The following is a 23,433-nucleotide window of genomic DNA, read 5'->3' as shown; positions in this document are numbered from 1 at the left end:
TGCCCGATGGCGTCCGGTTCGAGCCGGCGCCTGGTTATGGCTGCATTGTTGGCGCAGCGTGTGAGCAGGTTAAATCGCGTTGAACAAATACTTAGTTCAGTGATTACTGAACTATTGTGGATGGGGGTAGTAGGAGCGGCTTTAGCCGCGATAATCGCGGATAAATCCGCTCCTACAAGAGCCCGAACTCCGTTTCCCTGGATGTCTGCGGGGCCTGCATGGCGCTACACTGGCGCTCTGTTAATCCGCCGTGCGCCCTCATGTCCTTCGCCTTGCCCGATCTGAAACTGCTGAAGATCTTCGTCGCCGTGGTGCGTCATCAGGGTTTCGCTGCTGCGCAGCAGGAACTGAACTTATCCACCTCGGCCATCAGCACCTACATGAGTCAACTGGAGAGCCAGCTCGGCATCGTGCTCTGCCATCGCGGCCGTGGCGGCTTCAGCCTGACCAGCAAGGGCGAGCTTTTCCACCAGGAAACCCTGCGTCTGCTCGGCGAGCTGGAAGGCTTCGAGCGTTACTCGGCGGCGCTCAAGGGCGAGCTGCGTGGCACGCTCAACCTCGGTGTGCTGGACTCCACCGTCAGCGACCCGGCCCTGCCTTTGGCCGAGGTGATCGGTGCCTACAGCCAGGAACACCCAGGCGTGCACATGCACCTGTCGGTGATGAGCCCCTATGAACTGCAACTGGCAGTGCTCGACAACCGCCTGGATCTGGCCATCGGTGCGTTCTCCACACGTATGAACGGCCTGGTCTATCAGCCGCTCTACCGTGAGCAGCACTGGCTGTATTGCAGCGAGCGACACCCCTTGTTCGAGCAGCGGCGGATACCTGAGGAGTTGATCACCCAGCAGCGCATGGTTGGCCGTGGCTACTGGAGCCAGGCCGAGCTGGCGCGCCATGGCTTCAAGCACAGCGCGGCCACCGTGGAGTCGATGGAGGCACAGCTGATTCTGGTGCTTTCCGGCGCCTACATAGGCTATCTGCCCGAGCATTACGCTCAGCCCTGGGTCGATCAGGGCAAGCTGCGTGTGCTGTTGCCCGCCACCTTCGGCTACCAGGCCCCGTTCTCGCTGATCCTGCGTCGCGGACGTACCCGCGAGCCGCTGATTCAGACCTTTCGCGACCTGCTCAAGGCGCAACTGAATCAGATCTGAAACAGGGTCGCCTTTCTCCTCCGAAAGGCTTAGAGCCTACGACTGGCGCCGTTATTAGGCTGTGCTAGTACTTATTCATACGTCTGTACCAACTTCAATTCGAACAGGGAAGCCTCGATGCGCCAGAACCTGCCCGTGACTCAGCGGGAAAGAACCTTCCCCGCTGATGAACGCCTGATTTCCACCACCGACCTCAACAGCAAGATCACCTACTGCAACGATGCCTTCGTCGAGATCAGCGGCTTCACCCGCGAGGAACTGATCGGCCAGCCGCACAACCTGGTGCGCCACCCGGACATGCCGCCTGCCGTATTCGGGCATATGTGGGACACCATCAAGCAGGGCAAGCCCTGGATGGGCATCGTCAAGAACCGCTCGAAGAACGGCGACTTCTACTGGGTCAGCGCCTACGTCACGCCCATCTATGAGAACGGCAGAATTTCCGGCTACGAGTCGGTGCGCTCATTGCCCACCGAGGCCCAGAAGCGTCGTGCCGAAGCACTCTATGCCCGGCTGCGGGCCGGAAAATCACCCGTGCCGAAGTTGGAATACTGGACCTATGACCTGGTGCGCTCCTGGCCGCTGATCGCCGCGTCGCTGCTGATTGTTGCGGCGCACTGGGTGGTTTCTGGCTGGGCGCTGATGGCTTTTATCGTGCTGACGCTGTTCGCGCTGGGCTCCTACCAGCTGTATCGGACCCGGCAACTGATTCGCCGCACGCTGGCGGAGCATCCGAAAGCCTTTACCAGCGGCCTGGTGGCGCTGACCTACAGCGATAATCGCGGTGCCCAGGCCTTGCTGGACATGGCAATGATCAGCGAAGAGGCGCGACTGCAGACGGCACTGACGCGGCTGGAAGATGCAGGCGAGAACGTCAAGAAGCGTGCGACGCAATCGGCCGAACTGTCGCAATCCAGCGCACAGATGCTCGATCAACAGCGCGCCGAGACAGACCAGTCGGCCACCGCCATCAACGAGATGGCGGCGACCATTCAGGAAGTCGCACACAACGTACAGAACACCTCGCATGCCGCCGAAGAGGCGGATCGCCTGGCGCGTGAGGGACGCGATCTGGCTGTCGGCAGCTTGGATTCGATGCGACAGATGGCCAAGGCGGTCAACGATATTGGTCAGGCGGTCAACGAACTGGCCAACTCCACGCAGTCGATCGGCAGCGTTGCCGACGTGATCACGTCGATTGCCGAGCAGACCAACCTGCTGGCGCTCAACGCTGCCATCGAGGCGGCCAGGGCAGGGGAGCAGGGGCGCGGTTTCGCTGTGGTCGCCGATGAAGTGCGCTCGCTGGCATCGCGTACCCGTCAGTCCACCGAGCAGATTCACCAGATCATCGCTGACCTGCGTGCTGGAGCCGAGCGCGCCGTGGTGACGGCGGGCAAGGGCGAGGAAATTTCCCGTGGCAGCGTGCAGAGCGTGGAGTCGGTGCGCGATGCACTGGAGGGCATCAGCTCGGCGGTAACGCGTATCACCGGTATGAGCCAGCAGATGGCGGCCGCCTCCGAGGAGCAGAGCCACGTGGCCGAGGACATCAGCCGGCAGATCACCCGTATCGCCCAGCTTTCCGATCACAGTGCCGGCCAGGCGCATCAGGGCGCGGCGATCAGCCGCGAGCTGGAGGAAATGGCCGATTACCTGCACAGCCTGGCGGAGCGTTTCAATCGCTGACCCGTAGCCGGATGTAATCCGAGGACTGCTTCGATGTGCCCGGAGTGCATCCGGGCTACGCGAGTTCGAGGTGTTCTGGCACACTGCGCGGCATGCCTCGTCCGACCTGCTCCCGCTGCCAGCGCCCGCTCAGCCATTGCCTCTGCCCGCTGATTCCCGACCTCGAGAGTCGCACTCGGTTGCTCATCCTGCAGCATCCGAGCGAGGTCGGTCATGCCCTCAATACCGCTCGCCTGGCTGCGCTGGGTTTGCGCAACGCCGAGTTGCGCGTGGGGGAGGTGTTCGATGATCTGCCGCAATTGCTCGCGCAGCCTGACTATCGAGCCTGTCTGCTGTTTCCCGGCGAAGAGTCCGTCGCCTTGAGCGCTTATGCGCCCGACGAGAAGCCATTGTTGCTGGTGGTGCCCGATGGCACCTGGCGCAAGGCGCGCAAGCTGCTGCATCTCAACCCGTCGCTGGCGGCACTGCCGCGTGTGAGCCTGGGGGCAGTGGCTCCGTCGCGTTACCGTCTGCGCAAGGCACCGGAAGAGGGGGCGCTGTCGACCATCGAGGCGGTTGTTGCGGCCCTGGATACGCTCGAGGCGCCAAAGGGCTTCGAGGCGTTGTTGCGGCCATTCGATGCCTTGATCGAGGGGCAGATTGCGGCGATGGGCGAAGCAGTGTTTGTCCGCAACCACCAGCGTTGAAGCGGTGCGCACGGCGCACCCTACGAGCGTAGCCGTGGCAGATCTATAAGGGCGAAGGCATGTAGGGTGCGCCGCGCGCACCGGCTTTTGATGAATGCTACGGTTCGGGCTCGGTACGTATGGCGCATCTGGCGATGTCGCGTAGCCCGGATGAAATCCGGGCTACGCAGCATGCACGGCAGGTATTCAGCGTTCGCGCATGGCTTCCGAGCGGGCCTTGAGCACGGGCTTGAGCAGGTAGGCCAGCACGCTCTTTTCACCAGTAATGATGTCAACCGTGGCGACCATGCCGGGGATGATCAGCAACGGGTGTTCGTCGCTGCCGAGATGGCTTTTATCCGTGCGTACCTGGATCAGGTAGAAGCTGTTGCCTTCCTCGTCGGTGATGGTGTCGGCGCTGATCAGCTCGAGGTTGGCCTTGAGGCCGCCGTAGATGGTGTAGTCGTAGGCGGTGAACTTGACCATGGCTTTCTGCCCTGGATGTAGGAAGGCCACATCCTGCGGGCGCACTTTGGCCTCGATCAACAGACTGTCGTCCAGCGGTACGATCTCCAGCATGTCGCTACCCGGCTGCACCACGCCACCGATGGTATTGACCTTAAGCTGCTTGATCACCCCACGCACCGGCGAGGTCACGGTGGTACGGGTTACCTTGTCCTGGATGGCGACACTGGTGGCGGTGATCTTCTGCAGTTCGGTACGTAATTCGTTGAGCTCCTTGAAGGCCTCGGCGCGGAAGGCCAGCTCGGATTCGTCCATCTTGCTCTTGATCTCGCTCATCGCCGCTTCTGCGCGGGGAATGGCCAGGTTGGTGGCTTCCAGTGATCCTCGAACTTCCACCACGCTACGGCGCAGGCGTAGCACTTCGACTTGGGAAATCGCCCCCGAGGCCACCAGCGGTTGCGACATGTTCAGCTCTTGCTGCAAAAGGCCGAGGCTGGAACGGTATTGCTGGGACTTGGAGCGAAATTCGGCAAGCTCTTGCTCCTTCTGCCGCAGTTGTTCGCCCAGGGTGCGTTGCTCACTGCGCAGGCGTTGTTGGCGTGAGCGGTACAGTGCCAATTGGTCTTCTGCCAGTTGTGGCGCGTCGCGGGTGATTTCTTCGGGCAGTTGCGGTTCTCGTCCTTCGGCCTCGGCGCTCAGTCGTTCGAGACGGGCGATCAGTGCCAGTCGATCCGCTTCGGTTTCCCCACGATTGGATAGAAAGCGCGTGTCATCAAGCCGCAGCAAGGTGTCACCCTTTTCCACCACCTGGCCTTCACGCACGAATATCTCGCTGACGATGCCGCCTTCGAGGTTCTGGATCACCTGCACCTTGCTCGACGGGATGGCCTTGCCTTCACCCGTGGTCACCTCCTCGAGCACAGCGAAATGCGCCCAGACCAGTGCGCTGAGCAGGCAGGCACTGACCGCCCACACGGTGATGCGGCTCAGCCAGGGCGAGTCTTCCAGAATGGCGCCTTCGACTTCCGGCATGAACTCGGTGTCCTGGCGTTTCTCGCGCAAGCTTCCGAAGTAGTTGCCGAGGTTCTGGGTCGCTTGCATCGCTCGTCGCTCCTACAGGCTGGCTGGGCCGACGCGGCCCTTGCGCAAGGCTTCGATCACCGCTTCCTTCGGCCCGTCTGCCACCACACGACCGTTGTCCAGCACGGCCAGGCGATCTACCAGGCTGAGCATGGAGGCGCGGTGGGTGATGAGGATCAGGGTCTTGCCCTGCACCCAGCTGTGCAGACGCTGGCGCAGCAGGTCTTCGCTGGTGTTGTCCATGGCGCTGGTGGGCTCGTCGAGCACCAGGATCGGTGGGTCGAGCAGTAGCGCCCGGGCCAGCAGCACGGCTTGGCGCTGGCCGCCGGAAAGCAGTTGGCCGCGCTCGCCCACCGGACGGTCGAAGCCCTGCGGGTGCTGTCGCGCCAGATCGACGACGCCAGTCAGCTCGGCCACTTCGAGCATGCGCGCATCGCTGATGTAACGCGCACCGAGGGTGAGGTTGTCGCGCAAGCTGCCGGCCAGCAGCGGCAGGTCGTGGGCAACGTAGCCGATCTGGTGGCGCAGGTCGGCAACATCGAGCTGACGCAGGTCGAGGTTGTCGAGCAGGATCTGCCCTTCGTCGGCGCTGTAGAACGCCATCATCAGACGCGCCAGGGTGCTTTTGCCCGAGCCGCTGCGACCGATGATGCCGAGCCGCTCACCGGCGCCGAGGCGCAGGCTGACGTTGTGCAGCGCCGGGGCGTTCTGGCCGGGGTAGGTGAAGCTGATCTGGCGGATGTCCAGTGCCCCCTTGAGCTGGGTGCGATCCAGCGGGCGCTGCTTGTCCTGACGCTCCTGTGGCAATGCCATCAGTGCGTCGGTGCTGGTCATGGTCAGACGCGCCTGTTGGTAGCGGGTGATCAGTCCGGCGATCTGGCCCAGTGGCGCAAGAATCCGGCTGCCCAGCATGTAGCAGGCCACCAGCGCGCCGACGCTAAGGTGGCCGGCGATGATCAGGTAGACCCCAGCGACGATGGTGGCCATGCCGGCGAATTGCTGCAGGAACAGGGTGCCGTTGGTGGCCAGTGAGGCGAGGAATTTTGCATGGCCGTCCAGGCGGGTGAGGGCACCGTGGGTTTGCTCCCACTGATGTTGGCGCTCGCTTTCCGCGCCGCATGCTTTGAGGGTTTCCAGGCCTCCAAGGGTTTCGATCAACAATGCCTGGCGCTGCGAGCCAAGTTGCAGGCTCTTCTGCACTGTGTCGCGCAGGCGCACCTGGATGATGTAGGCAAACAGTGCGGTAATAGGGAAGGCCAGCAGGGGGATGAACACCAGCGGGCCACCGATCAGGCCGATCACCAGCAGCATCAGCAGGGAGAAGGGCAGGTCGATCAGGCTGGTCAGGGTCACGGCCGTGAGAAAATCGCGCAGTCCCTGGAAGTCGTGAATGCTCTGTGCGAAACCGCCGATGGTGGCCGGTCGCGCTTTCATCGACATGCCAGTGATGCGTTCGAACAAGGTGGCTGACAGCACCACATCGGTCTTCTTGCCGGCGGTGTCCAGCAGGTGCGCGCGCAATACCTTGAGCAGCAGTTCGAAACCGGTGCCGACAAACAGGCCAATCGCCAACACCCAGAGCGTCGAGGTCGCCTGATTGGGCACCACGCGATCGTAGGTTTGCATCACGAACAGCGGCACCATCAAACCCAGCAGGTTGATCAGCAAGCTGGCCAGCACGGCATCGGTATAGAGCCAGCGCGACAGCTTCAAGGTGTCGCGAAACCAGGCTTCGATGCGCGGCACCAGCGGTGTGCGGGCTTCTTCAAGCTCATGCCGCGGGCGAGCGAAGAAGGCCCGGCCGCTGTACTCGGTGGCCAGTTGTTCGCGGCTGACCCATTGCTCGCCGCCATCCGTTTCGCAGGGCAGAATCTGCGCCTGCTGCTTTGGTCCCCACTGGCGCAGCACGGCGCTGCGGCCGTCCTTGAGCAGCAGCAGTACCGGTAGGTTGAGTGCTGAGATACTGGCTAGGTCGCGTTGCAGCAAGCGTCCTTGCAACCCCGCTCGTGCTGCGGCGCGGGCCAGCAGGTCGGGGCTCAGGCGCTGCTCTGGCAGAGGCAGCCCAGCGCTCAGGCTGCCGCGACTGGCGGAACAGCCGTGCAGCCTGCACAGGATCAACAGACCATCCAACAACGGATCGTCGTGACTGAGCCGCGGATCACTGGTCGGCCCTGGCCGTTCCATGGTGGTCAATTTCTACTACTCCTCAGGCCCGTTCAGACCTTTGCCGCACGTTGGCCCCGTGTGTTCACACAGGGTCTCGAGTCGGTACTACTTCATCTCCGGCAAGCGTGCTTCGCTCTTCACTTCGGTGAGGGCTACAGCTTCCGCCGGGACTACGACCTGTTGCTGGCGCAGCAGATCACCCATGGCCGCGACGACGCGGTACATCGAGAACTCTTCGCCGTAGCGAACCTCGGTATAGCGGCGGTTGGCAGTGAACAGTTCGTTTTCGCTGTCGAGCAGGTCGAGCAGGGTGCGTTGCCCCAGGCTGAACTGCTGCTGGTAGGCCTCGCGAACCCGTGAGGTGTAGTCCGCGTAGTCACGGGCTTTGGGGGTTTGCAGGCGCGCGTTCTCCATGGCGTTCCAGGCCAGCGAGAGGTTTTCGTTAAGCACGCGCAGCGCGTTGTTGCGGATGTCCATCGACTCGTTGATCTGGTGCGCGGCCGATTGCAGGCGGGCCTTGTCGCGCATGCCGTTGAACAGGTTGTAGTTCATCACCACGGCGGCTCGCCAGGTGTTGTAGTGCCCCTCGTCACCCTGCACGTTGTCGTTGGCATTGGTGGCCAACTCCAGGTCGAAGCGCGGGTAGAAGGGCGACTTGGCCACTTCGTACTGTTTCTCGGCGGCATTGACGTCCGACTGTGCCGACTTCAGGAACGGGTTGTTGTCCATCACGGTCTGGCGGGCGGCGAGCAAATCGGCCGGCATATTGCCCTTGACCGAGGAGGGTGTCTCCAGCTGATCCGGCAAACGCCCCACGGCGCTGAAGAAGTTGGCTTCGGCATCGGCCAGGTTGACCTCTTCGGTGTAGAGGTTGTTCTGCGCCAGGGCCAGACGGGCCTCGGATTGGTCGAGGTCGGCGGTGCTGCCAACGCCCTGGCGGCTGCGCAAGCCGATCTGATCGTTGATGCGTTGGTGTGCCTGCAGGTTGTTGCGCGCCAGAGTGACCATCTCGCGACGCATCAGCACATCGAGGTACACCTCTACGGTGCGTAGCGCCAGGCTTTCAGAGGTGCCGAGCAGACGGTAGGCGCGGGAGTTGACCACGGCCTGGGTGCGCGCCACTTCGTTGGGGGTGTTGAAACCATCGAACAGCATCTGCCGCAAACGCAGCTCGGCATCGCGGTAGTTCAGGGTCTCTGTGTTGTGATTGCCCAGCGCCCTCGTGCTGGGGCTGTCCGTACGTTCCCGGCCGTAACCGACCAGCAGATCGACGGTGGGCAGGTAGCCGCCCTTGGCGAATTTCACATCCTCATCCGATGAGAGTCGGCTATTGGCGGCAGCGTGGATTTCCGGGTGATTGTCCAGCGTGCTCTGAATCGCTTCCGACAGATTCATGGCTTGCGCCTGACTGCAAACAGTCGCCAAAAGCATGGCGCTCCACAGCGGGGTTAAGGTGCGCATTGGCGTTTCTCCTGACTGAAGTTCTTATCCTGTCGCCATAAAAATGGCGTTTTTGCCTGTAAAACCGTTTCAGGCTTGTAACATCACAGCTAAGAACAACTTTTGGAGAACCTAAGATGTTTTTTTCACAACCTATATTCAGAAAAAATCTTATGAACTCTGAGAAAAGCAGCACATTGTTTGAACCTGTGAGCTGTGCAAGTCCTCGTTTTTCGTGGGCTGCACAGCTGAAATGGGTTGTCAGGCATCAAAGGGCGGGGATTCAACTGATGGAGTAGTTCGACGCATGCTGTGGTGACATTTTTTTGTCGGTAGCGTTTTTTGGATTTTGCGCCGTTCCATTTCAGTCAGCTGTCTAGGTTCTTTCCTCGGCTTCGAAAAGGTGTTCTGACCCTTTCGGTAGGTACGTGTCGGCGGTGGTCGGCAGCTGTAGTGAGGATGGAATCATGGCTACTCTTATTGGTGTCGTCAGTCAGGTTGTCGGCGAAGTGTTCGCGGTAGCGAGCGACGGATCGCGCCGGCCAATCAGCGAAGGTGATCGGGTCTACGCGGGCGAGCAGCTAGTCACCGGTGTTTCCGGTGCGGTTGCGGTGGCCATGACCAACGGGCAGCAACTGACCCTGGGTCGGGACAGCAGCATCACCCTCGATACGCAAATGATCGCGGATCGCGGCGAGTCCCAGGCTCCGGTCGTCGAAACTCCACCGACTACCCCCAGCGATGACGACCTCACCGATGTCGAGCGCCTGCAGGCTGCCATCGAAGCGGGTGACGACCCGACCCAGCAAGGTGAGGCTACGGCGGCTGGCCCCGGTGCTGGTACGGGTGGCGCCGGCGGCGTAGGCGGTGGCCACTCGTTCGTGTTGCTCAGTGAAGTAGGTGGAGCACTCGACCCGGTGATCGGCTTCCCCACTGCCGGGTTGCCAGGTGGGCCGGAATTCCCAGACGCTCTGCCAATCGCTACCGCCGACCCTGAAGTGGATGGCATTCCCACGGGCGGCACCGCCTCGAACGCGGTCGACGAAGATGGCCTGCCCGACGGTATCGTCGGTGGGGTGAACGATCTGGATGGCGAGGCGACGCTGGTCACCGGCGTTCTGGGCTACAGCTTCGGGCCAGACGGTCCGGGCACTTTTACCTGGTCGACCGCCGGGCTGGCGGAAATGGGCGTCAGCTCGAGTGGGACGCCCCTGACCTATCAGGTGAGCCCGAATGGGCTGACCCTGACCGCCTATGCCGGGGAAACGGTAGTGTTCGTCGCTCAGGTCACCAATCTGGCGACCGGCGCCTATCAGTTCGAGCTGTTCGCGCCGCTCGATCATGCCGCTCCACCGCTAGGTGGCAGCGACGAAAACGACATTCTCTACCTGTTCAACTACACCATCACCGACGGCAACGGTACGCCAGCCAGTGGCAGCCTGAGCATTCTGGTGGACGATGACAGCCCTGCACTGGCAGGTGGTGAGGAGCGTCCGCTCATCAGGGAAGTGGTCAACGAGGATGCCCTGGGCAGTGGCAATGCCGAGCCTGGCAGCATTCCTGGGCAGAAGACCCAGATCATCGGCGATCCCAGCACTCTGGACGCGCTAGTCAACTTCGGTGCTGACGGCCGTGGTGGTTTCCAACTGAGCACGAGTCCTGACGCGTTGGCAGATTTGCAGGCGCTGGGGCTGACCTCGGGTAAGGAGCCGTTGCTCTATTCCGTCGAGGTCTCGGACGACGGCAGCACCAGCACCCTGACAGCGACTGCAGGTGGCGTGCAGGTATTCACGCTGGTAGTGACCAGCGATGGTGGGTATGTCTTCACCCTGCTGGGGCCGATTGATCATCCTCGTGCCGACGGCGATGATTCCGAGCGCCTGGGCGACGCTAGCCTGGCGCTGGACTTCTCCAAACTGCTGATCGCTACTGACTACGATGGTGACGCGGTGCCGGGCGGTTTCAACGCCGGCAGTTTCGTGATCGACGTCGAGGATGACGTGCCGGTACTGGTCGACGATGGCATCGACAATTGTCTGACCCTGACCTACCAGGGCGGTGATGCCGGCTACAGCAACAGCTATGGCTACTACATCAAGGGTGCAGATGGTGAGCCCGTCAGTGGTCAGATCATCTGGAGCAATACCAGCGCCCTGAGTAACGGGGATTCGGTGACCTTGCACGGGCTCGACCCCAGCGAAGTCGGTTTCTTCATCATTCCCAATGGCGCCGCCAATGAGATTGCCAGCGGCGCCGAAGTGACCTTTCAACTGGTCGATGGCCAGTGGCAAGCGTTCATTGGTGACACGGCGTTGGTGGGCGATGGCGGTGCCAACATCGTGTTCGACAACCCGGCGCTCAACCCCGGAAGCAAGTCCCATGTCGAGGACAACGCCGCGCCCGGCAACCAGAATTGGGAGGACGTCAACGTTGGTGGTGACAACGACTACAACGACGTCAACATTCAAGCCACTTGGACGACCAAGGCACCGGTCGGCGGCACCGTGCATGAAGACCAACTGGAAGCGCCGCATCAAGGCAATCCGGAGGCTGGTCAGCGTTTGGTGATCAGTACCGATGGTGGTGCCGGCAGCCTTATGGCGCTGGTGAAGTTCGGCGCTGATGGCCCCGGCGCCTTCGGCCTGGCAAGCAGCGCAGCTGTGAGCACTGAGCTTGCCGCGCAGGGCGTCAAGTCGGGTGGCCAGGCGCTGGTCTATACGGTCAGCGAAAGTTTCGATGGCGACGGCAACCTTGTAAGTACCACTCTTACTGCTACGGCTGCCGAAGGGGTGGGCGGCTACCCGGTATTCACTCTGGTGGTGAATGCCGATGGCAGTTTCAGTTTCACGTTGCAGGGGCCGATCGATCATCCGCGCGCCGATGGCGACGACAGCGAGCTGTGGGCGTCGAAGGGCGGTATCGGAATCGATTTCACCCAGCTGTTCACCGCGACCGATGGCGACGGCGATCCGCTGCAACTGCCCGAAGGCGCGAAAGGCCTGTTCGTCATCAATATTCAGGATGACGTCCCGCTGCCGGCTCAGCCCACCCCGCAGCAGCCGGTGGTCGGTGGCCTAGTGCACGAAGATGCGTTGGGTAGCGGCAATGCCGAGCCCGGCAGCGAACCACAGCAAATCTTGACCGCCGAAGGCGGGCCGCGCACGCTGGATGTGCTGGTCAACTTCGGTGCAGATGGTCGCGGTGGTTTCCACCTGAGCCAGGAGCCCGGCGCGCTGTCCGGTTTGCAGGCGCTCGGCTTGACCTCCGGTGGCGTGGCGCTGTTCTACGCCGTGTCGGCGGACGGCACGACATTGACTGCTACTGCGGGTGACGGTGGTAGTCCGGTATTCACTCTGCAAGTAGGTACCGATGGTAGCTACCTGTTCACGCTCAATGGTGCGTTGGATCATCAGGAGGCGGATGGTGTCGACTCGGAAACCTTGGGTGACAACAGCCAGGCGTTGGATTTCTCTGAAGTGCTGGTAGCCACTGATGGCGATGGCGACCCCATCGCCGCAGGTTTCCCGTCTGGCAGCTTCGTCATCGACGTAGAAGATGATGTGCCGATTCTCAAGACCCTAGACCCGCAGCAGCCTGCTCTGGGCGGTACGGTACACGAGGATCTGTTGACCAGCCCGAACACGGGCAACCCGGATGGCGGTACGCAAACGCTGGTTGTCAGCACCGAGGGTGGTGCCGGCAATCTGAGCTCGCTGGTTTCCTTCGGCGCCGACGGTCCGGGGGCCTTTGGGCTGGTCGACAGCGGTACCGCGACGGGACTGCTCGATGCTCAGGGGCTTACCTCGGGCGGGGAAAGCTTGGTTTATGAGGTGGTTGAAACCCGCGTCGACGGCAAGCTGGTCAGCACCACGCTGACTGCGGTTTCCGCTGACAGTCTGGGCAATTACCCAGTGTTCACCCTGACGGTCAATGCCGATGGCAGCTTCCGCTTCGAGCTGCAGGGGCCGATCGACCATCCGGTTGCCGATGGCAATGATGGTGAACTGTGGGCCAACGATGGGGCGTTCGGCATCGACTTCACCCAGCTATTCACCGCCACCGATGGCGATGGCGACCACCTGCAGTTGCCGGAGGGCACCACGGGGCTATTCGTCATCAATATCGAAGATGATGTGCCGGAGCTAGTAGTGAGCGAGCCGGAGTATTGCCTGACCCTGACCTACGAGGGCGGTGATGCGTCTTATGCCAACAGCTATGGCTACTACATCAAGGGTGCCGATGGCGTGCCGGTCAGCGGTGCGCTGATCTGGGCTGATACCACGTCGCTCAGCATCGGTAGCAGTGCCACGCTGGAAGGTCTTGATCCGTCCAGTGTCGGCTTCTTCATCATTCCCAATGGCGGTGCCAATGGTGTCGCCAATGGCGCCGAAGTCACCTTCGAACTGGTCGATGGCCAGTGGCAGGCCTTTGTCGGCGGTAGCGCACTCAATGGTGGCGGTGGTGCTGCGGTTGTCTTCGACAACCCGGTGCTGAACCCCAATGGAAAATCCCATGTTGAGGACAACGCCGCGCCCGGCAACCAGAACTGGGAAGACGTCAACAACGGCAACAGCGACAACGACTACAACGACGTCAATATCCAGGCCACCTGGACGGCCAAGACGCCGCCTGCCATCGGTGGCACGGTGCATGAAGACAAGCTGACGACCCCCAATGTCGGGAATCAGGAGGCTGGACAGACGCTTGTTGTAAGCACGGCTGGCGGTGCTGGCACGCTGGCCTCGCTAGTGGCCTTCGGTGCCGACGGCCCTGGCAGCTTCGGCCTGGTGGACAGCGCCACGGCCACTTCGCAGCTGAACGAGCAAGGGCTGACTTCCGGCGATAAGCCGCTGGTCTATACGGTCAGCGAAAGCTTCGATGACGACGGCAATCTGCTCAGCGCCACGCTGACCGCTACGGCTGCCGCGGACGTTGGTGGCTATCCGGTGTTCACCCTGGTGATCAATGCCGATGGCAGCTTCACCTTCACCCTGCAAGGGCCGATCGACCATCCGCAGGCCGATGGCAACGACAGTGAGCTGTGGTCGAGCGCTGGCCAGATCGGCATCGACTTCACCCATCTGTTGGCCATCACCGACGGTGATGGCGATCCGCTGAACATCCCCGAAGGGGTTGGCGGCCTGTTCGTGATCAATATCGAGGACGATGTGCCGACCCTGAGCCTCGGGGTCAACGCTCAGGCATTGGCTCAGCTGGAAGTGGCGTTGGACGAAACCCGTGGCAATCAGGATCGTTACGCCGCGAACGACGACCAGAGCCAGGGCTACGTGAACGACGACAATGGCGCGTTGGCCAAGGTCACCACCCAACTTGCCGGTGGCCTGACCTCGCTGTTCACCATCGGTGGGGCAGCCGGGGCTGATGGCCAGGCTTCGCTGAGCGGCACGCTGAGCTTCTCCGGGGTGCCGGCCCAGGGGCTGGCCACCACACTTTCGGCCACCAATGGCGGTGCCATCCGCCTGTTCGTCGACCCGGCCAACAGCCAGGTCATCAAGGGTGTCGATGCCACTGGCGATACGGTCTTCACCATTGCCATCGTCACTGTCGATGGTCAGCCGCAACTGCAGACCACGCTGTTCGAAGCGATCCGCCATCCGCACAACGATCAGCGTTTCGACGAGGCGGTCGATCTGCTGATCAAACACCAGGGCTCGTTGCAGCTGCAGTATCAGGTCACCCGTGTCGACGGTGATGGTGACGCGGTGACCCGTACCGCGAAGGTCGAGCTTGCTGGCGGCAATTCGTCCTATTTCTCCTTCCAGGACGACGGCCCGAAAATCATCAAGTTCGAACTGGGCCACAGCGTCAAGCTATACGTCGACGAATCCGTTGGCAAAGGTGGTTCCAGCCAGAACGAACCCGGTCAGGCTGCGCCGAATGACGAGCAGGGCCACGGCAATGTGCTGGGTTACGCCCGGATCGACGGCGACAAACTGTTCAAGTTGACCGCCGATGGTGGTTCGGATGGCCTGGACAGCGGCCGTACCCGCTTCTCCCTGAGCCTTGCCAGTAATGGCGTGGACTCCGGGCTGAATGCCACGGCCGGCGGCGACATCCTGCTGTACAAGGAAGCCGATGGCAGCATCCTGGGTAAAGCCAATGGCGTTACGGTATTCAAGATCAGCGTCAATGCCGCTGACGGTAGCGTGACCCTGGTGCAGTACAAGGCCATCGCCCATGGCGACACCAGCAGCCATGACGAGTTGGCGCTGCTCAAGGATGGCGTGCTGAAACTGAACGTTACGGTCTATGACAAGGACGGCGACTCGCAGAGCGCCAGCCTGGATCTGGGCAAGGTGGTCGGCTTTGAGGACGACGGCCCGAAAATCACCAAGTTCGAGCTGCAGCATGGCACCAAGCTGTACGTCGACGAATCGGTGGGCACCACAGGTTCCAGCCAGAACGAGAACGGCCATGTCGCGCCGAACGACGAGCAAGGCCATGGCGATGTGCTTGGCTATGCCAGCATCGACGGCAAGGATCTGTTCAAGCTCACGGTGGATGCCGGTTCGGATGGCCAAGACACGTCGCGTACCCGCTTCGAGTTGAACCTGAGCCAGGACGGCGTGGACTCCGAGCTGGATGCTACCGCAGGCGGCGATATTCGCCTGTACAAGGATGCAGACGGCAACGTGCTGGGTGTGGCCAATGGCGTCACGGTATTCAAGGTCAGCGTCAATGCCGGCAGTGGCAGCGTGACCCTCGTGCAGTACGAGGCCATCGCCCATGGCAATACCAGCAATCATGACGAGCTGGCGCTGATTCGCGCTGGCGTGCTGAAGCTCGGCGTGACCGTCTATGACAAGGATGGCGACTCTCACAGTGCCAGTCTGGATCTGGGCAAGGTAGTCGGCTTCGAGGACGATGGCCCCTCCGCGGGCATCACCAATGCCGCCTACGCGCTGGACGATGAAGGTCTGCCCAATGGCATCAACGGTGGTGAGGGCGACGTGACAGGGGCGAACACCACGGTCTCTGGCACGCTGGTATTCGACGCCGGCTCTGATGGTCTGCGTGGCATCTCCCTGTCCGGGCCGAGCGTGTTGGGCACCGAGAACGTCACCTCGACCTGGAACGACGGCAGCAAAACGCTGACCATCAGCAGTGCCGAGCGCGGCACGCTGGTGACCGTGGTGCTGACCGATCCGGCGCTCGGCAAGTACGAGCTGGAGTTGCATCAGCCCCTGATGCATCCGGCTGGCCAGGATGAAAACGACATCAAACTGCAGATCGGCTACACCGTGACCGACGGTGATGGTGATACCGCCGTGGGCAAGCTGGTGGTCACGGTCAACGACGATACCCCGACCATCCAGGCCATGCAGCCGGGCTTCGAGTCGCAGGCCACCTTCCTCGGCACCGATGCCGGCTATCACAACAGCTACGGCTATTACTCGCGAGATGCCGAGGGCAATCCATCCGTGGGCAAGGTGATCTGGGCTGATGTGAAAGCGCAGGCGGCGGGAACCACCTTCGATCTGGATGGGCTCGACCCGAGTGAGGTGGGTTTCTTCATCATCCCCAATGGTGCGGCCAACGTCGCGCTCAGCAATGGCGCCGAACTGACCTTCCAGCAGGATGCTGATGGCAACTGGCAGGCCTTGCTGGGTGGCGTGCCACTGACCGGCGCTGGCGGTGCCAACGTGCTGTTCGATCGCGCCGAGTTCAACCCAGGCGGCTCGCACCTGCAGGACAACGCCGAACCAGGCAACCAGAATTGGGAGGATCTCACCGACGCTCCTGATTATGACTACAACGACGTCAACACCAACGTGACCTGGGGCATGCCGCTGCAGGTGGACGAGACTTATCTGGGTACGCCGGATGCGACGGTCAGCCGCAACTTCAGCTCGGCCTTCAACGCCGAATATGGTGCCGACGGCCCTGGTTCTCTGGTCTACGAACTGGTGATCAAATCGCCGAACTCCGGGCTGGTCGATACCGCGAGCGATGAAGCGGTCAAGCTGGTGTTCAACGGCTCGGTGCTCGAAGGTCGCACCGAAACCAGTAACGAGCTGGTCTTTACCCTGAGCGTCGACGCCGCAGGGCTGGTGAGCCTGACGCAACTGCGGGCTGTGGTTCATCCCACTGCCCAGCCGGATGAGTTGCACTTGCTGGGCAGTGACAAGGTCGGCCTGCAGGCCACCATCACCGACGCCGACGGCGATCAGGCTTCGGCCAGCATCGACCTGGGCCAGGTACTGGGCTTCCGTGATGACGCACCGATGGCGGTCAGCGATGAGATTGTCGGTGAAGTCTCACGCACAGCAGTTGATCAGGTCGTCGGCAACATCAACGACCTCACCGGCAATGACAGCTTTGGCAACGATGGCAAGGCAAGCGTCTCGCCGGTGCAGATCATCGGCCAGGGCAGTCAGGGCGGTACGCTGGTCATCGATCCCAGCGGTAATCTGGTTTACAGCGCCGGCAGTGGGGCCAGCGCCGGTACGGAGGTGTTCACCTATCAGATCACCGACGGCGATGGCGACGTTTCCACGGCCACCGTGACCCTCACGCTCGGTGGCAATGACCCGGTCGGTGGTCAGGCCTCTGGCAGCGTCGACGAGGATGGCTTGACCCATGGTCTGGCCGGAGGCCCCAACGACCAGGCTGGTGAAGCCACTACGGCTGGTGGGCCACTGGGTTATCAGGTAGACAACTTCGGTGGTTTTGCCTGGGATGCCAGTGGTCTTGGCAGCCTGTCTTCAGGCGGCTCGCCACTCAACTATCAGCTCAGTGCTGATGGCAAGACGCTGAGCGCGTTCGATGCTGGTGGCAATCCGGTCTTCACTCTCAGTCTGACCAACTCGGATACCGGGCAATACAGCTTCAAGCTGTTCAAACCGCTCGATCATCCGGCGCCGGACGTTGCCGGTACGGCAGACGAGAATGACCTGAACCTGGCCTTCTCCTACAAGGTTTGGGACTCCGCTGCGCCTTCGGCTCCGGCCACGGGTAGCTTGACGATCACGGTAGATGACGACTCGCCGGCCACGCCCGACGACATCGCCAAGTCTGCCAGCGAACCGCAAGGCATCCAAACCAACCTCATGGTGGTGCTGGATCTGTCCGGCAGCATGGATGACGCCCCGTCGGGTGTCAGCGGTTTCAGCAGCAAGCTGGCGCTGGCCAAGGATGCCGTGCAACGTCTGATCGACAGCTACGACAACCTCGGTGACGTGATGGTACGCATCGTCACCTTCGCCAATACGGCCAGTGCTGTGGGCAATGTCTGGATGAGCGCCGTCGATGCCAAGGCCTGGCTCACCGACCTGGCCAACAATGCCGGCAACGGTTCGACCAACTATGACGATGCGCTGATCAAGGCGATGAATGCCTACGATTCGTCCGGCAAGCTCACCGGCGCAGGGGTACAGAACGTTTCCTACTTCCTCTCCGACGGCCAGCCGACGCTGTCCAACGCCAACCCGGGCAGCAACAACAGTGGCAGCCAGTACAACCCGGAACTGGGCGATGGCATCGGCGCCAGCGAGGAGGCGGACTGGATCGCCTTCCTCACGGCCAAGGACATCAAGTCCTATGCGCTGGGTATGGGGCTGGGCAGCGACCTCGACAAGACCCTGCTCAACCCCATCGCCTATGACGGCCAGACGGGCGTCAACACCGATGGCATCCTGGTTTCCAACCTCAACCAGCTCAACGACACCCTGCAGGGTACGGTGACGGGTACGGTGATCTCCGGCAACCTGATCAGCGAAGGCAGTAATGGTTTCGGTGCCGATGGCCCGGGTCTGCAGCCGATCGCCGCGATCATCCACAACGGTGTCACGTATACCAGCGAGTCGGCTGCCTACGATCCCGCGAGTCATACGCTGACCTTCACCACCGTGGGTGGCGGCTCGTTCAGCGTCAACCTGGTCACCGGTGCTTACACCTACAACTTCAACGGCGATGTCGCCGAGGATGTGACGGACACCATCCGCTACACCCTGATCGATCGCGATGGCGATGCGGTGTCTGCCGACCTGAAGTTGACCATCACCGACAGCAGCGAGGTCTATGCCTACGACAACTACAACCAGGCCATCGTCGGGCAGAAATGGGTCACGCCCGACCCGGTAACCAAGGTGCTGGCGGACTTTTCCAGTACCAGCAATCCAGCCTCGTCTGGGCCCAACTACAACCCCTGGATATTCGATACCACCGACAACGGCAACGTGAGTGGCAATGAAACCACGGTGATCACGCAAGCCAGTGTTCTGGATGTGTCGGGTAGCAAATGGGGCGTCACCGCGATCAGTTCGTCCAATGGCGTCAGTGTGCAGAGTGGTGCGCTTCAGCTCATCGATAGCGATCGTAACGCTGGAGTCAGTACCAAGGCTGCAACACCGACCTTCGAGGTGACCGAGGGCAGCACGGCCAAGGTCTCCTTCGACCTGGGCAGCATCAGCAACTTCAGCAGCAGCGGCTCGGGCGATCAGTTCACCTGGACCTTGTACAAGCAGAACGGCAGCGCCTGGACGCTGGTGCAGAGTGGCACCCACGCGTCCAGTAATTCGACTACCGTCACCAGCAACAGCGTGGGCGAGGGTATTTATCGCCTCTACTTCGAGGTCAATGATCGTACCAACAACAGCAACAGCTTCCGTGTCCGGGTGGACAACATCACCCTGATCACCGTGGCTGCCGCGATGCTGGTCGACACGGCCACGGCGGTGGCGGGCAATGTGCTGACCGATGCCAACAACTATCTCTACAGCGACCATCCATGGGGCGCGGTGGACAGTAAGGGCAGTGAAGGGGCGACGCTCAGCGTGCTGGACAACGGCAGCTTCGTGACCGTGGGTACCTCGAAGACCATCGCGGGGCAGTGGGGCAGCCTGGTGCTGCACAGCGACGGGGCCTACACCTACACGCCGGACCCCGACTACGCCAACCTGGGCAAGGAAGATGTCTTCACCTACCAGTTGACTCAGCCGGACGGCGACGTCAGCACGGCGCGCCTGGTGGTCGGTATCGGCTCCAGCGCTGCAGTGCAGCCCAACGTGGTAATGGGGAATGAGGCGCTCAACGACACCCTGCTAGGTAGCGACGGCAGTGATGTGCTGCTGGGCTTGGGCGGCAACGATACGCTCCATGGGCTGGGTGGTAATGATCGTCTGGAGGGCGGTGATGGCAACGACACCCTGATCGGCGGCAAGGGCAACGACATCCTCATTGGCGGTGCCGGCAACGACACCTTCGTGTGGAACGCCGATGATCGTGGTGGCAACTATCACGACATCGTCAAGGACTTCGGCAATGGCGAGGACAAGCTGGATCTGTCGCAACTGTTGCAGGGCGTCACTGACCCAGGGAGCGCCGATGTGTTGACCCAGTACCTCAGCTTCGACTTCGTCAGCGAGCCGGGCAGTACGGTGATCAACATCGCCAGTGCAGGCAGTGGTGCACCGGTGGATCAGACCATCACCCTGGAAAACACCATTCTGTCCGGAGGTAATGCTGCGGAGGTCATCCAGGGCATGCTGGATCATAATCAGCTGGTCGCTTGAGGCGCGTACAGGGGGCGTTGCGCCGCTGCGGCGGCCCCTCAGGCAAAAGGAAATGCTTATCAGAGTTTCCTTAGCTGAAGCACTCAACTAGAGTAAGCCCGCTACCCGTTTCGGGTGGTGGGCTTTTTTATGGCGTTTGCTGGAGGCATCGATGGTTTACGTACAGCGCGACGCTGCCGGGCGTTTGTTGCGGGTTGAACATGAACCCTTCGAAGGGATGACGGAAAACCTGGCAGTCGAAAGCGAGGAGTTGCATACCTGGCTGGCTGCCAAGGAAGAGGTCAAGGCGCGCCTGGACAGCCTGAAGCAATCCGACCTGGAGCTGGTGCGCGTGTTGGAAGACGTGGTCAGCGTGCTTGTAGAGCGCGGTGTGATCCGCTACACCGACCTGCCCGAGGCCGCTCGGCAGAAGCTCGACCAGCGTGCCATCGCCCGCGCCGAAATCGAGGGCCTCAGCGGCCTGCTTGGCGACGACGAGCACGATCTGGTTTAAAGCCACGCCTTTGTAGGCTATGCGCCGCGTGGCGAAGCGGCCGGTGCGCCATCCGTAATTTTCAGAAACTACCCCCGGTAGGGGCTCCTGCAGCTATTGCTTGCCCCACGGCGCCGGTGCGCCGATCAGACGGCCCATGGCGCCGTGGATGCCCAGTTCGGTCAGCACTGCGAGTTCCTCTTCGGTTTCCACCATCTCGGCGATCAACGGCAGGTCGATGCTGTTGGTGGCGCGGAAGATCGCTTCGATGAACATCCGCTTGTCGCCCTCCTGGTCGATGGCGCGGATGTAGGTACCGTCGATCTTCAGGTACGCCAGGCCCAGGTGGGTGAGGTTGCCAATCAGGCTGAAGCGCCCACCGAAATGCTGCAGGCCCAGGTTGAAACCTGCCTCACGAATCGCCTGGCTCAGCGCTTCCAGCTCGGCGGGTGGCGGTAGGTGGCGTTCATCGATTTCCAGCGTCATCAGATGCGCTACGTCTATATGCGTGTTCAGCGCATCCAGCAGGCGCGCTTTGTCCTGTTGATTACGCAGGGTCGCGGCAGACAGGCTCAATGCCAGGGGGCGAGGATGTTGCGTCAGGTGCTCCAGGCTATGTTCGAGCATCGCCAGATCGAAGCGCGCGGCCCAGCCCAGGCGCTCGATCCAGGGCAGGAAGCGCCCGGCCGTGATGGCTTCTCCAGCTGGATCAAGCAGGCGTGCCAGGACCTTGTGCTGCATGAGCCTGCCCGTCGCGCATTCGGCGACAGGCTGGAAATACAACTGCAGTTTGCCCTGGGTCAGCGCATCGTCGATCCAGCTGCGCCAGTCATGCAAGCCCTGAGTGGTCCGGGCGGTGAAGTCGTCGAGGCGTTCCCAACACTTGTCGGTGTTGCTCTGTGCCTGAGCTAACGCCTGGTCCGCGCGACTCAGCACCACCTCGCTCTGTTCGCCGGGACGAAAGGCGGCAATCCCGATGTGGGCAACGGGATCGCAGTCGCTGGCTCCGGTCTGTTTCAGGCTGTTCAGCGCTTCGCTGAGCTCACTGGCCAGGCGCTCTGCGTCCTCGCTATTGAGACCGGGCGCCAGCAGCGTGAACTCGCCGCCGCGGTTGCGCGATGCCAGCCATTGGCTGCGCCCTGGTAGCGCCAGCAGTTGTCTGAGTTGGTCGCCCAATGCGGCGATCAACGCGTCGGTGCGCTGGCCACCGAGACGCTGGTTGAGGCCGCCCAGGTCGTTGAGGCGCAGCAGCAACAGATAGCCATCTGGATGCTGCTCGTTGATCACCAACTGGTTGCTCAGGCGTATGTCGAACTGACGGCGGTTGGCCAGGCCAGTGAGACTGTCCTGATAGGCTTCTTCGCGCAATTTCTCGCTGCGCGTGGCCTCTTCGGCGAACAGCGCCTTTAGCTTGTCGACCATCTGGTTCATCGCCAGCACCACACGTTTGAGTTCCGGTGTGCGTGGCACGCGGGGCAGGGTGAGAAATTCACGGCGGGTAATGGCCTGCGCCTGCTGCACCATGTTGTCCAATGGTCGCAGTTGGGTACGCAGCAGCCAGCCGCCGAGCACGGCACTGACCAGGCCGCAGAGCAATAGCCAGAGCAAGCTGCCGATGGCGCTTTCCCACAGGCGGGCGAGGGCGAACTGCGGGTGGCTTAACACTTCGACCCGTGCTGCCTGCTCCCAGCCGCGCATGATCAACGCATCGCCACCCTGGGGCCGCAGATCGACCAGGTCAACGAACCAGCCGGGTACGTTCTCAGGTTTGATCTCGGTGCTGCGCTCGACGATCACGCTGTCTTCGGCGATGCGCACCACGCGAATGCTGGCGAAGTAGCCACTGTCGAAGATCGAACTGACCATCAGCTCGATCATCGCCGGATCGTCCACGTGCGGGGTCAGCGACAGGCCCAGTGCCGTGGCGGCATCCTGAGCATGCGAGCGCAGTTGACTGATCGACTGTTCGCGCGAGCTTTCGACACTGGCGATGAAACTGCCGGTGAAGGCAACCACTAGGAACAGGCAGATGGCGAGGAACAGTTGTTTGAGCAGGGACATGGTTTCCTCCTAGCCTTCGCCCACGGCGAAACCTTCGGCATGCATTTTTTTCAGGATGTCCTGCCAGCGCGAGAGCTTCTTGGAGTCGCTTTTGCGCGTGTTCGAACCTGGCAGGTAGAGGCCTTCGGCATTGAAGGCGTATACCGGCAGCAGGTCCTTGCGTTGTGAGGCAGGGCGGATGTCGTTGATCAGGTTGTCCAGTACCAACGGCTCGGCAGTGGGGCTGGCGTAGTAGGTCAGCACCATGTGCGCCTGGTTGTAATTCAGCGCCTTGACGTAGGTGATGCGCAGCTTCTCGCTGGGGATGCCGAGGCGGCGCAGGGTGAAGTACTTGGCGATGGAGTAGTCCTCGCAATCGCCTGCGCCCTTGACCAGCATTTCTACTGGCGTGGCCCAGTAGTCGTTCTCGCGCCAGAGCTGGATGTCATCGACGAAGCGGATGGTGCGGTTGAAGAAGCGATTGACCTCGTTGAGCTTGTCCGCCTCGTTCAGGCTGGCGCTGCTCTTGATCAACTCTTCCCAGTCGAGAATACGTTTGCGAGCCGGGCCGAGGTTGCCGTAGCGGGTTTCCGCGTTCTTCACGATCACGGCAAAGTCCCAGTCGGCGACTGCCAACGCGGCCAGCAGCGCGCCGCCAATCCACAGGATCAGCAGCCGCCACCGCCATCCCTGAACGTGCAGCCGTCGCATGGTGTCGTCGTCTCCAGGCTCGA

The 23,433-nt window shown here is 61.8% G+C and carries 10 protein-coding genes and 1 pseudogene; 6 read left to right on the top strand and 5 right to left on the bottom strand.

Features of this window, described 5'->3' with window-relative positions; translation table 11 throughout:
- Positions 1-260: 260 nt before the first annotated feature.
- From RTH74_RS23265 to RTH74_RS23255, 4 genes and pseudogenes are all read left to right on the top strand, one after another.
- On the top strand, positions 261-1,154 hold the full coding sequence (locus RTH74_RS23265; protein WP_099525325.1) for a LysR family transcriptional regulator: 894 nt from the start codon (positions 261-263) through the stop codon (positions 1,152-1,154).
- Positions 1,155-1,271: 117 nt separating this feature from the next.
- Positions 1,272-1,553, top strand: a pseudogene (locus tag RTH74_RS24300) (PAS domain-containing protein); the annotation flags it as partial.
- A gap of 243 nt (positions 1,554-1,796) precedes the next feature.
- Entirely contained in the window at positions 1,797-2,837 is a 1,041-nt protein-coding gene (locus RTH74_RS23260) for a methyl-accepting chemotaxis protein (protein ID WP_420713178.1), read from the top strand.
- A 92-nt stretch (positions 2,838-2,929) separates the two neighbouring features.
- The gene (locus tag RTH74_RS23255) at positions 2,930-3,523 is read left to right on the top strand and encodes a DTW domain-containing protein (protein WP_316916209.1); all 594 of its coding nucleotides are present in this window, start codon (positions 2,930-2,932) and stop codon (positions 3,521-3,523) included.
- A gap of 186 nt (positions 3,524-3,709) precedes the next feature.
- On the opposite strand, the gene RTH74_RS23250 is transcribed toward RTH74_RS23255, so the two are convergent.
- From RTH74_RS23250 to RTH74_RS23240, 3 genes are all read right to left on the bottom strand, one after another.
- Entirely contained in the window at positions 3,710-5,068 is a 1,359-nt protein-coding gene (locus tag RTH74_RS23250) for an HlyD family type I secretion periplasmic adaptor subunit (RefSeq protein ID WP_106733954.1), read from the bottom strand.
- Positions 5,069-5,080: 12 nt separating this feature from the next.
- Positions 5,081-7,240, bottom strand: a complete 2,160-nt coding sequence (locus RTH74_RS23245) for a type I secretion system permease/ATPase (protein WP_179545159.1) — start codon at positions 7,238-7,240, stop codon at positions 5,081-5,083.
- A 78-nt stretch (positions 7,241-7,318) separates the two neighbouring features.
- Complete coding sequence (locus tag RTH74_RS23240) at positions 7,319-8,674, bottom strand: TolC family outer membrane protein (RefSeq protein ID WP_106733956.1); 1,356 nt, start codon at positions 8,672-8,674, stop codon at positions 7,319-7,321.
- A gap of 446 nt (positions 8,675-9,120) precedes the next feature.
- On the opposite strand from RTH74_RS23240, the gene RTH74_RS23235 reads away from it, so the two are divergent.
- Positions 9,121-20,187, top strand: coding sequence for a retention module-containing protein (locus tag RTH74_RS23235; RefSeq protein ID WP_316916208.1), 11,067 nt, complete (start codon positions 9,121-9,123; stop codon positions 20,185-20,187).
- Between the two features lie 151 nt (positions 20,188-20,338).
- On the top strand, positions 20,339-20,680 hold the full coding sequence (locus tag RTH74_RS23230; protein WP_099525332.1) for a tryptophan synthase subunit beta: 342 nt from the start codon (positions 20,339-20,341) through the stop codon (positions 20,678-20,680).
- Positions 20,681-20,773: 93 nt separating this feature from the next.
- Here the strand turns inward: RTH74_RS23230 and lapD are convergent, their stop codons facing one another.
- Together lapD and lapG are read right to left on the bottom strand one after the other, a co-directional pair.
- Positions 20,774-22,720: a cyclic di-GMP receptor LapD gene (gene lapD / locus RTH74_RS23225; protein WP_316916207.1), complete on the bottom strand. Its 1,947-nt coding sequence runs from the start codon at positions 22,718-22,720 to the stop codon at positions 20,774-20,776.
- A gap of 9 nt (positions 22,721-22,729) precedes the next feature.
- Complete coding sequence (gene lapG / locus RTH74_RS23220; protein ID WP_316916206.1) at positions 22,730-23,410, bottom strand: cysteine protease LapG; 681 nt, start codon at positions 23,408-23,410, stop codon at positions 22,730-22,732.
- Positions 23,411-23,433: the final 23 nt, after the last annotated feature.

Source organism: Pseudomonas sp. zfem001 (assembly GCF_032621725.1).
Taxonomy (GTDB): Bacteria; Pseudomonadota; Gammaproteobacteria; order Pseudomonadales; family Pseudomonadaceae; genus Aquipseudomonas; species Aquipseudomonas sediminis.
Note: the sequence above shows the minus strand (reverse complement) of the source record. Positions and strands in the feature narration are given on the sequence as shown.